The sequence below is a fragment of the Pseudomonas sp. Fl4BN1 genome (genome assembly GCF_009908285.1).
Taxonomy (GTDB): domain Bacteria; phylum Pseudomonadota; class Gammaproteobacteria; order Pseudomonadales; family Pseudomonadaceae; genus Aquipseudomonas.
In genome coordinates this window covers 212726-225565 of sequence record NZ_JAAARM010000002.1, presented here as the reverse complement: position 1 = coordinate 225565, position 12840 = coordinate 212726, and the positions used below count along the sequence as shown (strand labels likewise).

Here is a 12840-nt window from a genome sequence, read left to right as displayed (position 1 = left end):
TTGGGCCTCTCACAAGGGAAGACGCTGCCAGCCAGCAGCGCCGGATCGCTCGCATGATTGAAGCTGAAATATCCCGTGAGGAGGTCGATGGCCCCTGAAAATCTTCAAGGACCACGTTCGCCAAGGGATCAGCGCACCTGCACCACTACCTTGCCCACGGCCTTGCGCTGACCAAGATCGTCAATGGCCCGGGCCGCCTTGGCCAGCGGATAGACCTGTGACACCAGTGGCTTGAGCTTGCCTTCGGCGAACCAGCCGAACAGCTGCTGGAAGTTTGCTGCGTTGTCCTGTGGCTGGCGTTGGGCGAAGGAGCCCCAGAACACACCCACCACTGCGGCACCTTTGAGCAGTGCCAGGTTGACCGGCAACTCGGGGATGCGCCCGCTGGCAAAACCCACCACCAGCAGGCGGCCATTCCAGGCAATGGAACGGATGGCCTGGTCGAACAGGTCACCGCCCACCGGGTCGTAGATCACGTCGGCGCCATTGCCGTCGGTCAGGCGCTTGATCTCGTCCTTCAGGTTGCTTTCGCTGTAGTTCACCAGCTCATCGGCACCGGCGGCCTTGGCCACCGCGAGTTTCTCCGCGCTGCTGGCAGCTGCAATCACCCGGGCACCCATGGCCTTGCCGATTTCCACGGCCGCCAGCCCGACCCCTCCCGAGGCGCCCAGTACCAGCAGGGTCTCGCCGGGTTGCAGGTTGCCCCGTTGCTTGAGGGCGTGCATCGACGTGCCGTAGGTCATGCTGAAGGCCGCGGCGGTGTTGAACTCCATGGCGGCGGGAATTGGCAACACGTTATAGCCGGGCACCGCTACCTGCTCGGCAAAACTGCCCCAGCCAGTCAGGGCCATGACCCGGTCGCCGACCTTGAGATGACCGACCTTCTCGCCCACTGCGCTGACCACGCCGGCCGCTTCACCGCCTGGAGAGAACGGGAATGGCGGCTTGAACTGATACTTGCCCTCGATGATCAGGGTGTCCGGGAAGTTGACTCCTGCGGCATGCACGTCCAGCAGGATCTCGTTCTTCTTCGGCAGTGGGCTTGCGACCTCTTCCAGCACCAGCGTTTCGGCGGGGCCGAAGGCTTTGCACAGCACGGCTTTCATCAGGGCTATTCCTTTGGGAGTGGTGGCCGATAAGTGTAGGAGTGTGAATCAGGCGGTCAACGAGCATGCCCGGTCCTGATAGTCAGCCATAAGCTTGTGCTTGGGCTCAGGCGGGCAGAGCTTTATGCTAGGCCGCAAACCGGATTAAGGAGCGAATTGTGAAAGCGTGGATCATCTTGCTGCTGGCCCTCTCCCTGCCGATGGCAGCCATGGCCGAAGAGGCCAAAGAAGGCGAAGCACCGAAAGTCAGCTACATCAGCCTGAGCCCGCCGTTCGTGGGTAACTACGGCTTGGATGGCAGCCCGAAACTCAAGGTCTATAAGGCTGACGTGGCCCTGCGGGTGACTGGCGATGCCTCGGCCCAGGCGGTCAAGGCCAACGAACCGCTGATCCGCAACCAGCTGGTGGCACTGTTCGCCCAGCAGACCACCGACACCATGAATAACGTCGAGGCCAAGGAAAAGCTGCGCCAGGAGGCCCTCAAGCAGGTGCAGCAAGTGATGAACGACGAAACCGGCAAGCCGGTAGTGGAAGACTTGTTGTTCAACAACCTGATCATTCAGTAGGCCTGCCCGCTGTAGGAGCTGGCTTGCCAGCGAAGACGCCCGAGAGGGCGATACAGGGCTGAGGCCCCTTCGCCGGCAAGCCGGCTCCTACGAGGTGTGGGTCATGAGGCGAGGCTCTTGCGAAAGCGCGCCAGGGCGATGGCGAAGAACAGCAGGCCGATCGCCGCCAGGGCCAGCAGGTCGGGCCAGACCACATTGACCCCGGCATCTCGGAACAGAATCGCTGCGCTGAGGCTGACGAAGTGCGTTGACGGCGAGCCTTGCATCACCCATTGCAGCCATTGCGGCATGCTGTCCAAAGGCGTGCTGCCACCGGACAACAGCAGCATCGGGATGATCACCGGGATCGCCAGCAAGCCGAACTGTGGGGTAGAGCGAGCCAGGGTGGCCAGGAAGATCCCCAGGGCGGTGCTGGCGAACAGATAGAGTGCGGTCACCATCAGGAACAGTCCCATTGAACCTGCCAGGGGTACTCCCAGTACGCCTTTGACGATCACCTCCAGCGATATCCAGGTGCACACCACCACCACCAGCATATTGCTCCAGACCTTCGCCAGCATGATCTCCAGGGCCGTCAGCGGCAGCACCAGCAGATGGTCGAGGGTGCCATGCTCGCGCTCGCGCAGCAGCGCGGTGCCGGTGAGCACGATAGCCAGGATGGTAATGTTGTTGACGATCTGGATCACCGCGAGGAACCAGCCGCCTTGCAGGTTGGTGTTGAACAGTGCTCGGGTGGTTAACAGCGCCGGGGCCTTGCTCGCGGCATCTGCCTGATTGGCATAGCTGAGCAGCTCGCGCTGGAAGATCCGGCCGATGTAGCCGGCGCCCATGAACGCCTGGCTCATGGCGGTGGCGTCGACGTTGACCTGTACCGCGGGTTGGCGCCCGGCCAGCAGGTCGCTCTGGAAGTTGGCGGGAACGTTGATCACGAACGTGTACTGGCCGCTGTCCATCACCGCGTCCAGCTGGTCATAGGGCAATGCTGCCGGGGTCTGGAACTCCGGTGGTTGCAGCGACTCGGCCAGTTGCCGTGATAGCGCGCTGTGGTCTTCATCCACCAAAGCCACGCTGGCGTTGTGCACACCGATCACCGAACCGGCAGCGGGCAGGTAGATGGCCACGGTGAAGGCATACAGCAGAAACAGCAGCAAGACGCTGTCGTGGCGCAGGCTGGTGAGTTCCTTCAGACCCAGGCGCAGGATGTGGGCAAGCCGGTTCATCAGACCTCCTGCTTTTTCAACATGACCAGGCTGAGCCCGGTGAAACCGAGGAAAAACCCGATCAGTGCCAGGCACTGGGGCCAGAGTTCGCGCAGGTCCAGGGCTTTGGTGAAGGTGCCGACGGCGATGTCGAGGAAGTATCCGGCGGGGAATAACTGCCCCATGATCGCCGCCGAACCGTCGAGGGACGAGCGCGGCACGATCAGCCCAGAGAACTGGATGGTTGGCAGGCTGGTGATGATCATGGTGCCGAGAATCGCTGCGATCTGAGTGCGAGTGAAGGCGGAGATCAGCAAGCCCATGCTGGTAGTGGCCAGCACGTAGAGCACGCCACCCAGGGCCAGGGTCAGGCCGCTGCCCTTGAAGGGAACGCCGAACAGCCAGCGGTTCATGGCCACCAGCAAGCCCAGGTTGATCAGGCTGACGGCCAGGTAGGGTGCCTGTTTGCCGAGGAGGAACTCCAGGCGGGTCAGGGGTGTGGCGTAGAAGTTGGTGATCGAGCCCAGTTCCTTCTCGCGGACGATGCCCAGGGCGGTGAGCATGGCCGGAATGAAGGCCAGGATCAGTGCCATGACTCCGGGGCCGATGGCGTTGACGCTGACCACGTCCTGGTTGTAGCGGAAGCGGGTTTCCAGCTTGGCTGCGGGCCTTGAGTGAAGTGCCGGGCTACTCTGCTCTGCCAGCAGTTGCAGGTTGGCCTGATGCACCGCCTCGACATAGTTGCGGCTGGTTTCCGCGCGAAACGGCATGCCACCGTCCAGCCAGGCGGCCACGGCAGGCTGGCGTCCGGCATACAGGTCGCGGCCGAAACCAGGGGGGATCTCCAGGGCCAGCTTGATCTCCGAGCGCTGCAGGCGTCGATGCAGTTCGGCGGAGTTGCGGATCGTCGGTTTTTCCTCGAAATAGCGTGAGCTGCGGAAGGCCTCCAGGTAGGCACGGCTTTGCGGCGTCTGGTCCTGGTCGTAGACCGCGAAGGCGAGCTTTTCCACATCCAGGGAAATGCCGTAGCCGAAGATCACCATCATGAAGATCGCTCCCAGCAGGGCAAAGCCCAGGCGCACCTTGTCTCGCAGCAGCTCCTTGCCCTCGCGGGTGGCCACTGCCAGCAGCCGGGCCAGGCTCAATCCCGAGCGGGCAGGTGCGAGGCCTGTAGTGTGGGCCGCAGATGCCGCCACCGGAGGCGGTGCAGGTGCGTCCGGTGCCCCTTGGGCGTCTTCCAGACAGCGGACGAAGGCAGCTTCCAACGTGTCGCCGGCAAACTGCTGTTGCAGTGCCGCCGGGGTGTCACAGGCCAGTACTTTTCCCGCGTGCATCAGCGAGATGCGATCGCAGCGCTGGGCTTCGTTCATGAAGTGGGTGGAGAGGAAGATGGTCACGCCCTGCTCCCGAGACAGCTCGATCAACAAGCGCCAGAAATCATCGCGGGCTGCCGGGTCGACCCCGGAGGTGGGTTCGTCGAGGATCAGCACTTCCGGGCGGTGCAGCACGGCCACTGCCAGGGACAGACGCTGGCGCAGCCCAAGGGGCAGGGCGCCGGACTGTTGTTCGGCGATCTCCCCCAGGTCGAAGCGTTGGATCAGCTCCTCGATACGTGGGCCGCTTTCGGCTTTCGGCAGGTCGAACAGGCGGGCGTGCAGCTCGAGGTTCTGGCGCACGCTGAGTTCGCCGTACAGGGAGAAACTCTGAGACATGAAGCCAACCCGCTTGCGGGTGGCCAGGTCCTTGGCATCCACCGGGTTACCCAGCAGCTTGGCGCTGCCCTCGCTGGCGGGCATCAGCCCGGTGAGGACTTTCATGGTGGTGGTCTTGCCGCAGCCGTTGGAGCCGAGGAAGCCGAAGATCTCCCCACGACCGATGGCGAAGCTGACCTTGTTGACGGCGGTGAAGTCCCCGAAGCGCAGGGTCAGCTCGTGGGCTTCGATGGCGATGTCCTGGTTGTCGCCCGAGCGCGGCGGGATCACCAGCGGCTGATTGTCGTGGCCGCTGTCGCCCTGGTAATGGGTGAAGGCGTCATCCAGCTTGCCGCTGGGCGTCACCTGCGCCAGTTCCTGACTCAGGCCCTGGGCGATCATCTTGCCGCGGTCGAGCATCAGGCAATGTTCGAACTGCTCGGCCTCTTCCATGTAGGCGGTGGCCACCAGCAGGGTCAGTTGCGGGCGTTGCTGGCGCACGTCTTCCACCAGTTCCCAGAAGCGCCGGCGCGAGAGCGGGTCGACCCCGGTGGTGGGTTCGTCGAGGATCAGCAGGTCCGGCTCATGGATCAGCGCACAGCACAGGCCGAGCTTCTGTTTCATCCCGCCGGACAGTTTGCCGGCCGGCCGTTCGGCAAAGCGCAGCAGATCGGTGGCCAGCAGCAGGCTGTGCATGCGCTGCTCACATTCGTCACGGGGCAGGCCGAACAGCGTGGCAAAGAAACGGATGTTCTCGCTGATGGACAGCTCGGGATACAGGTTGCCCCCCAAGCCTTGGGGCATGAAGGCAATGCGCGGGTAGAGGCTGCTGCGGTGGCGGCGCTGGGAAATGGCGCCACCGAGCACATCCAGCTCACCCTGCTGGAGCTTCTTGACCCCGGCGATCAGCCCGAGAAGGCTCGACTTGCCGGCACCGTCTGGCCCGATAAGGCCGCAGCGGGTGCCTGCCGGCAGGCTGAAGCTGATGTCTATCAGCGCTTGCTGTGAGCCGTAGCGATGGCTGATGCCGGTCGCTTGCAGCGCCAGGCCGCTCATTTCAGGTTAGCCGGCCAGTCCACGGGAGCGGTGCGCACATAACCGGCACCGGGCATTCCCGGCTTGGCCTGGGGCACGGACGCGGGTTGGGTCAGGCGCACCTTGACCCGGAACACCAGCTTTTGGCGCTCGTCCCGGGTTTCCACCTCTTTAGGGGTGAATTGGGATTTGGCTGCGACGAAGCTGATCTTCGCCGGCAGCGGCTGGTTGGGCAGGGCATCGAGGAGAATCCGCGACTCATCGCCAACTGTCAGGCGCCCAGTGACCGAGGCCGGCAGGTAGAGGTTCATGTACTGGTCGTTGGGGTCGATCAGCAACAGGACCCGACCGCCAGCCCCCAGTACTTCGCCGGGCTCGGCCAGGCGCAGTTGGATAATACCGTCGATGGGGGCTCGCAGGCTGCTGTCGTCGATCTCACTGGTGAGCTGGGCAACTTGGGCCTGGGCGGCGCCGATAGCCGCCTTGACCGCAGCGACCTGGGCTTGGGCCGCCAGTACCGCAGCATTGCCGGTGTTCAGTCGAGCCTGTTGCTGGTCAATGATCTGCTGGCTGGCGAAGCCGCGTCTGAACAGCTCCTGGGAGCGCTTGAGTTCCTGATTGGCCAGGAGCAGTTCGCTCTGGCGCAACTGCACGTTGGCTTGTGCCGCGGACAGGTTTTCCCGGGTTCGCACTACTTCGGCCTCGGCCTGATTGCGCTGGGCTTCGAGGGTCCGGGTATCCATGCGTGCCAGCAACTGGCCCTGGAGTACCTTGTCGCCTTCATTGACCCGTACTTCCGCCAGGCGCCCGGGGATTTTGCTGGCGATCTGTACCTCGGTGGCTTCGAGCCGCCCATTGCCCATGCTCAGCCCTTCGGGCAGGCGATCCCGCAGGGATTTCCAGTAGCCAAAGCCACCCGCGGCGAGCAACAGAATCAAGAGGGAGACAGCGAAAAGACGGGAAGAACGGTGGTTCGTCGACATGTATCTGCGTCCTGCGGCTATAGCATCCTAGTTTGACGGATCAAGGCTTTTGGCAGCTTGATGCTCGTCAAATGAAAGGGGCAAGCCTAAACCTATTGTCCGCAAGCTGCATGACGATCAGGGCAAAAAAACCTGGAGTCGGCGCCGTGCCGGTTGCCAGGCCACGGCGTATGGGGCTTAGCGCTCAGCGCAGGGCGAGCACCGCCGCCCACTGATCTGCGGTGACCGGCATGACCGACAGGCGACTGCCTTTTTGCACCAGGGGCATCTCGGCGAGTGCGGTTTGCTGCTTGAGGTAATCCAGGCGCAGGACCTTGTCGAAGGTTTCCACATGGGCCACGTCGATGGCGCTCCAGGCATTCTTCTCGGCGCTGGACTTGGGGTCGAAATAGACGCTGTCAGGTTCCAGGGCAGTAGGGTCCGGGTAGGCCGCCTGGATAATTCGGCCTATGCCGGCGATACCCGGTTCCGGGCAACTGGAGTGGTAGAAAAAGAACTCGTCGCCGACCGCCATGGCACGCAGGAAGTTGCGTGCCTGGTAGTTGCGTACCCCATCCCAGCGGGCTTGGCCGAGTTGCTGCAGACCCTCGATCGAGAGTTCATCCGGCTCGGACTTCATCAGCCAATAGGCCATCTTTCTTCCCCTCCAAAGGGTGATTGGGCAGGTTGTCGGGCAATTTTATGACAAACCGACGGTCGGTTGACGTCAGCGTTTGCGTGTCGGTTCACGTTATCGCAGAATGCCGGGATTTTAAGCTTGACGCTGCTGCACGGCCTGTTATGGAACCCGCTGCTGTCATCGTGTGTGATTTGCCTGAGGGGGGGCAATCGATGAAACGCCAACCGGATTTACTATGGATTTTGGTTATTTTGTTCGGTTTGGGCGTGGTGACCACCGGTTATGCCCAAAGCTTGTGGTCCAACAAGACCGATGCGCCGATCGAGATCGCCCAACAGCAGCCGCAACCGTTTAAGCGTTGAGCCAGGCCTGGCGCCGCGGTTTGGATGTTGCGCCTATCGGCTGAAGTACCACCCCTGATCAGTCACGGTGCCGTGCAACGGCACATCCCAGCTGGCCTGATCCAGTCTTTCGACTTTCTGGCATTCATGAGCCAGCCCCAACAGCTTTGGCTTGCGCCAGCTCTTGCGCCGCGCGAGATAGGCCAGGCTGCGGTCATAGAAACCGCCGCCCATTCCCAGGCGTCCGCCTTGTTCATCGAATCCCACCAGTGGCAGGAGCACCAGGTCCAAAGCCCAGACCTTGCGTTGCCGTGCAGCATTGACCCTGGGTTCGAGGATGCGAAAACGATTGGGTCGCAGCTTTTCTCCCGGTCGAATGCGCTGGAAGACCATCTTGGTTCGTGGCCAGGCACTGAGCACCGGCAGGTAGGTGGTCTTGCCCCGGCGCTGGGCGGCGCGCAGCAGCAGGCGTGGATCGATCTCACCATCGGTAGGCAAATACAGCGACAGGTGCTTCGCCCTGCGAAACGCTGGATTCTGCGCCAGTTGGCGGTACAGGCCGCGGGCAGCTTGGCGTTGTTGGGCTGATGTCAGGGCGCGACGGGCTTTACGCAGCATGCGTCGAAGTTGCGGGCGGGAAAGCGGCGCAGGTTCGGTCATGGAAGAGGCTATGCAAGGTCGGATATGGCAGAACAGCCTACCCGGAAAAACCAACGCCAGCATGGATAACTGGCATTGGTCGGTAATTCAGGCTCCCCGGGCGAACCGCTGTCGACTTAGCCCTTGAACCCGAAAGTTCAAGGCGGAAGATGCAGCAGGCTTTAAGGCTTTCCGTCTAGCGGACATGCACACCAGCCCAACGTGCAACTTCCAGGGTAGTGCGAATCGGCTCAGGGACATCGCCAACTGGCAAGCACCCCAGGGAGTGGCGGAAGTATACCGCAACCTCGATCAGGAATCAGCTTTGCTTGTGTCCGAATCAGTGGCCAGAACCAGGTCAACGCGATCCAGCAGATCCCGCACTTGTTCGCGGGTTGTCGCACTGGCCTGCACATCCGGACGCTCCTGACGGTGCAGCAGGTCGTGAGTGATGTTCAGGGCGGCCATGACGGCAATGCGGTCGGCGCCAATGACTTTGCCGCTGCTGCGAATTTCGCGCATCTTGCCGTCCAGGTAGCGGGCTGCACTCACCAGGTTGCTGCGCTCTTCCTGGGGACAGATGATTGAATACTCTTTGTCGAGGATCTGCACGGTAACGCTATTGCTTGAACTCATGAGTCTTGCTCCAGGGCCTTGAGGCGCGAAATCATCGATTCGACCTTACGCCGGGCGATTTCGTTTTTTTCAATGAGGTGCGCGCGTTCCTCGCGCCAGGTCTTTTCCTGAGCTAATAAGAGTGCGTTTTGACTCTTTAGTTGCTCGACCCGGGTAATAAGCAGTTCGAGTCTGGCCATCAGTGCGTGCAGGTCGGTGTCTTCCATTGTGTCCCACTGAAGTTGGTCTGATGAGTGGCAACTGGCTGAGCAGCGCCTGGAAGGGCTGAACAGTCCTGGCGCATCTGGCGCTGCCCGGTCGGCAATCTGTCATTCGCCCAACGCCTCGCGGACCGTTGTGACGGGGCGCAAAGCACAACGCGGCGCTGGCAATGAATGATGACACGCCCTACGATACAAGGCCTTCATTCTAGACATTGCGCCGCTTGGCGCCTAGCTGCCCATGCCCATTCAGAATTCCCCGTATAACGCCTTCGCCACCCTGCTCAGCAGCAGTGGTCATCCTGTTTCTCCTGCCGAATTGCACGGCCTGTTGCTGGGTCGCAGTTGCGCCGGCGCCGGGTTCGAGGTCGATGGTTGGCTGGTGGACGCCACCGAACTGCTCGAAGGCGAACCGCAAGACAACGTGCGCAACGCCTTGATCGGCCTGCAGGAAATGGTCAAGGGCGAGCTCACCAGCGACGACATGACCGTGGTCCTGTTGCTGCCCAGCGATGACGCGCCACTGGCCGAACGTGCCGCGGCCCTGGGTCAGTGGTGCCAGGGGTTCCTCGCCGGTTTCGGCCTCAACTCCCGTGACAGCAGCTCCTTGAGCGTCGAGGCCACGGAAGTGTTGCAGGACCTTGCCGCTATCGCCCAGGTGCAGGACGCGTTGGAAGAATCCGACGACGGTGAAGGCGACTACATGGAAGTGATGGAGTACCTGCGGGTCGCACCGTTGCTGCTGTTCACCGAAACCAACAAGACCGTTGCACCGGCTGCCAAGCCTTCTCTGCACTGACTGACAGGGAACTGCATCTGCCCATGATTCATATCCCGAAAGCGGAATACAGCCGTCGCCGCAAGGCACTCATGGCGCAGATGGAGCCCAACAGTATCGCGATCCTGCCGGCGGCGGCCGTGGCCATTCGCAACCGCGATGTGGAACACGTCTACCGCCAGGACAGCGACTTCCAGTACCTCAGCGGTTTCCCCGAGCCCCAGGCGGTGATCGTGCTGATGCCCGGGCGCGAGCATGGCGAGTACGTGCTGTTCTGTCGCGAGCGCAATGCCGAGCGTGAGCTTTGGGACGGCCTGCGGGCCGGACAGGAAGGCGCGATCCGCGACTATGCTGCGGACGATGCGTTCCCCATCACCGATATCGACGACATTCTCCCTGGCCTGATCGAGGGGCGTGACCGGGTCTATTCGGCCATGGGCAGCAACCCGGAATTCGACCGCCACCTGATGGACTGGATCAACGTGATCCGCTCTAAAGCGCACCTCGGCGCCCAGCCACCGAACGAATTCGTTGCCCTGGATCATCTGCTGCATGACATGCGCCTGTATAAATCGGCGGCAGAAGTGAAGGTGATGCGCGAAGCGGCGCGAATTTCCGCCCAGGCCCATATCCGTGCGATGCAGGCCAGCCGTGCCGGTTTGCATGAGTTCAGCCTGGAAGCCGAGCTGGACTACGAGTTTCGCAAGGGCGGGGCGAAGATGCCGGCTTATGGCTCCATCGTCGCGGCTGGGCGCAACAGCTGCATCCTGCACTATCAGCAGAATGACGCCGTGCTCAAGGACGGTGACCTGGTGCTGATCGACGCCGGTTGTGAAATCGACTGCTATGCCAGCGATATCACCCGAACCTGGCCGGTCAATGGCAAGTTCTCTCCCGAGCAGAAGGCGATCTACGAACTGGTGTTGGCTTCTCAGGAAGCCGCCTTTGCCGAGATCGCCCCGAACAAGCACTGGAACCAGGCCCATGAGGCGACGGTACGGGTGATTACCTCCGGCCTGGTGGACCTGGGCCTGCTGGAAGGCGATGTCGATGAGCTGATTGCCAGCGAGGCCTACAAGGTGTTCTACATGCACCGTGCTGGACACTGGCTAGGCATGGATGTGCACGACGTCGGCGAATACAAGGTCGGCGGCGAGTGGCGGGTGTTGGAGGTCGGCATGGCGCTGACTGTGGAGCCGGGCATCTATATCTCCCCGGGCAACCAGCAAGTAGCGAAGAAGTGGCGCGGCATTGGCGTGCGCATCGAGGACGACGTGGTAGTGACCAAGCAGGGCTGTGAAATTCTGACGGACGGCGTGCCGAAACGGATCGCCGAGATCGAGGCACTGATGCTCACTGCCCGGACCCAGGCGCTATGAGCCGGGTCAATCTGGCAATCATTGGTGGCGGCCTGGTAGGCGCCAGCTTGGCCTTGGCCCTGCAGGCCGGCGCCAAGGCCCGTGGCTGGAAGATCGTGCTGATCGAGCCGTTTGCCCCCGGCGACAGTTTCCAGCCCAGCTACGACTCGCGCTCTTCGGCCCTGTCCTTCGGTGCCCGGCAGATCTACCAGCGCCTGGGGTTGTGGCAGGAAATCTCCCGTCGCGCCGAGCCCATCAAGCAGATCCATGTGTCTGATCGCGGGCGGTTTTCCACTGCGCGCCTGTCGGCCATGGAAGAGGGGGTTCCAGCCCTGGGTTATGTGGTGGAGAACGCCTGGCTTGGCCAATGCCTGTGGCAAGGCCTGGACAAGGATGTGATCAGTTGGCGCTGCCCGGCTGAAGTCACCCGCCTGGAGCCGCTGGAAGGCGGCTATCGCCTGACCCTCAATGACGAAACCACTCTGGAGTGCGACCTGGCAGTGCTCGCCGACGGCGGCCGCTCCGGCTTGCGCGAAAAACTGGGGATCGGGGTCAAGAACCGTCCCTACAACCAGAGCGCGCTGATTGCCAACATCACCCCCAGCGAAGCCCACAACGGTATGGCCTTCGAGCGCTTCACCGATGATGGGCCGATGGCCCTGCTGCCGTTGCCGGAAAATCGCTGCGCACTGATCTGGACCCGCCAGGGCATGGATGCGCAGCGCCTGGCCGACCTGGATGAGCGCAGTTTCCTCAGCGAATTGCAGGGTGTGTTCGGCTATCGCCTGGGGACCCTGAAACAAGTGGGCGCCCGGCACCTGTATCCGCTGTCCCTGGTGGAAGCCGAAGAGCAGGTACGCCCGCATCTGGTGGTCCTGGGCAACGCCGCCCACAGCCTGCACCCGATTGCCGGCCAGGGTTTCAACCTGTCGCTGCGTGATGCCCAGGCGTTGGCGGATGCCTTGTTGGCCAGTGAGCAGCCTCCGGGTGATTTTGCGGTCCTGCAGGCCTATCGCGAGCGCCAACGCCAGGACCAGAACCTGACAGTGGGCTTCTCCGATCAGGTCACGCGGCTGTTCGGCAGCAAGCTACCGCTGTTGTCCGTGGGGCGCAATTTGGGATTGCTTGGACTGGATCTGCTGCCCCCGGCCAAACGCTGGTTTGCACGTCAGGCCATGGGCCTGGGTACCCGCCCGGATGCGTGACTGGTTGACCCGGCGCGTCGGCAAGGCACGCCTGCTGCGCTGGTTGCTGAGCCTGTATCCACCCTATCTGGGAGCCGGTGTGCGGGTGCGGTACATCAGCGCGGACTTCCGCGAAGTCCAGGTGTCCATGGGCTTGGGCTGGTACAACCGCAACTATGTCGGGACCCAGTTCGGCGGCAGCCTGTATTCGATGGTGGACCCGTTTTTCATGCTGATGTTGATGGAAAGCCTCGGTCGCGACTACATCGTCTGGGACAAGGCCGCGGCCATCGACTTCATTGCACCGGGCAAGGGCCCGGTGTTTGCCCGGTTCAGCATCGATCAGGCGCTGCTGGATGAGATCCGCCGGCAGACCGCCAGCGGCGAGAAGTACCTGCCGCAGTTGCAGGTGGAGATTCACGACGGCTCCGGCACCTTGGTGGCGCGGGTCGATAAAACCCTTTACGTGCGGCTCAAGCCGCAAGCGAGACAGGCTTAAAGCATG

At 62.4% G+C, this 12840-nt stretch carries 14 protein-coding genes and 1 other RNA gene; 6 read left to right on the top strand and 9 right to left on the bottom strand.

Features of this window, described 5'->3' with window-relative positions; translation table 11 throughout:
• Window positions 1-128 precede the first annotated feature (128 nt).
• The gene (locus tag GV818_RS03260) at window positions 129-1106 is read right to left on the bottom strand and encodes an NADPH:quinone oxidoreductase family protein (protein ID WP_161752995.1); all 978 of its coding nucleotides are present in this window, start codon (window positions 1104-1106) and stop codon (window positions 129-131) included.
• Between the two features lie 158 nt (window positions 1107-1264).
• On the opposite strand from GV818_RS03260, the gene GV818_RS03255 reads away from it, so the two are divergent.
• Window positions 1265-1672, top strand: a complete 408-nt coding sequence (locus GV818_RS03255) for a flagellar basal body-associated protein FliL (protein WP_161752997.1) — start codon at window positions 1265-1267, stop codon at window positions 1670-1672.
• Between the two features lie 101 nt (window positions 1673-1773).
• Here the strand turns inward: GV818_RS03255 and GV818_RS03250 are convergent, their stop codons facing one another.
• From GV818_RS03250 to GV818_RS03235, 4 genes are all read right to left on the bottom strand, one after another.
• Window positions 1774-2892, bottom strand: a complete 1119-nt coding sequence (locus GV818_RS03250; protein ID WP_161775794.1) for an ABC transporter permease — start codon at window positions 2890-2892, stop codon at window positions 1774-1776.
• The gene (gene rbbA / locus GV818_RS03245; protein WP_161753001.1) at window positions 2892-5618 is read right to left on the bottom strand and encodes a ribosome-associated ATPase/putative transporter RbbA; all 2727 of its coding nucleotides are present in this window, start codon (window positions 5616-5618) and stop codon (window positions 2892-2894) included. The genes GV818_RS03250 and rbbA overlap by 1 nt, the downstream gene beginning before the upstream one ends.
• Complete coding sequence (locus tag GV818_RS03240) at window positions 5615-6580, bottom strand: HlyD family secretion protein (RefSeq protein WP_161753003.1); 966 nt, start codon at window positions 6578-6580, stop codon at window positions 5615-5617. The genes rbbA and GV818_RS03240 overlap by 4 nt, the downstream gene beginning before the upstream one ends.
• 184 nt (window positions 6581-6764) lie before the next feature.
• Window positions 6765-7214 carry an EVE domain-containing protein gene (locus GV818_RS03235; RefSeq protein WP_161753005.1) on the bottom strand — a complete coding sequence of 150 codons (450 nt, stop codon included), beginning with the start codon at window positions 7212-7214 and terminating at the stop codon, window positions 6765-6767.
• A gap of 197 nt (window positions 7215-7411) precedes the next feature.
• Between GV818_RS03235 and GV818_RS34050 the strand changes: the two genes are divergently transcribed.
• Window positions 7412-7561 carry a hypothetical protein gene (locus GV818_RS34050; RefSeq protein WP_178124695.1) on the top strand — a complete coding sequence of 50 codons (150 nt, stop codon included), beginning with the start codon at window positions 7412-7414 and terminating at the stop codon, window positions 7559-7561.
• A 33-nt stretch (window positions 7562-7594) separates the two neighbouring features.
• Here GV818_RS34050 and GV818_RS03230 read toward each other — a convergent pair whose 3' ends face one another.
• The 4 genes from GV818_RS03230 to GV818_RS03215 form a co-directional block, all read right to left on the bottom strand.
• A complete protein-coding gene (locus GV818_RS03230) occupies window positions 7595-8200 on the bottom strand; it encodes a 5-formyltetrahydrofolate cyclo-ligase (RefSeq protein WP_161775793.1) in 606 nt (201 codons plus the stop codon).
• A gap of 89 nt (window positions 8201-8289) precedes the next feature.
• Window positions 8290-8468: non-coding RNA, 6S RNA (gene ssrS / locus GV818_RS03225), on the bottom strand.
• A gap of 23 nt (window positions 8469-8491) precedes the next feature.
• Entirely contained in the window at window positions 8492-8815 is a 324-nt protein-coding gene (locus GV818_RS03220; RefSeq protein WP_161753009.1) for a cell division protein ZapA, read from the bottom strand.
• Window positions 8812-9021, bottom strand: a complete 210-nt coding sequence (locus GV818_RS03215) for a TIGR02449 family protein (protein ID WP_011064144.1) — start codon at window positions 9019-9021, stop codon at window positions 8812-8814. Before GV818_RS03215 ends, GV818_RS03220 begins: the two co-directional genes overlap by 4 nt.
• Before the next feature lie 235 nt (window positions 9022-9256).
• On the opposite strand from GV818_RS03215, the gene GV818_RS03210 reads away from it, so the two are divergent.
• The 4 genes from GV818_RS03210 to GV818_RS03195 are packed head-to-tail and all read left to right on the top strand — an operon-like array spanning window position 9257 to window position 12834.
• Window positions 9257-9814, top strand: coding sequence for a YecA family protein (locus GV818_RS03210; protein ID WP_161753011.1), 558 nt, complete (start codon window positions 9257-9259; stop codon window positions 9812-9814).
• A 23-nt stretch (window positions 9815-9837) separates the two neighbouring features.
• Entirely contained in the window at window positions 9838-11172 is a 1335-nt protein-coding gene (gene pepP / locus GV818_RS03205; RefSeq protein WP_161753013.1) for a Xaa-Pro aminopeptidase, read from the top strand.
• Complete coding sequence (gene ubiH, locus GV818_RS03200) at window positions 11169-12356, top strand: 2-octaprenyl-6-methoxyphenyl hydroxylase (RefSeq protein WP_161753015.1); 1188 nt, start codon at window positions 11169-11171, stop codon at window positions 12354-12356. The genes pepP and ubiH overlap by 4 nt, the downstream gene beginning before the upstream one ends.
• Entirely contained in the window at window positions 12349-12834 is a 486-nt protein-coding gene (locus GV818_RS03195) for a DUF4442 domain-containing protein (RefSeq protein ID WP_161753017.1), read from the top strand. The genes ubiH and GV818_RS03195 overlap by 8 nt, the downstream gene beginning before the upstream one ends.
• Window positions 12835-12840: the final 6 nt, after the last annotated feature.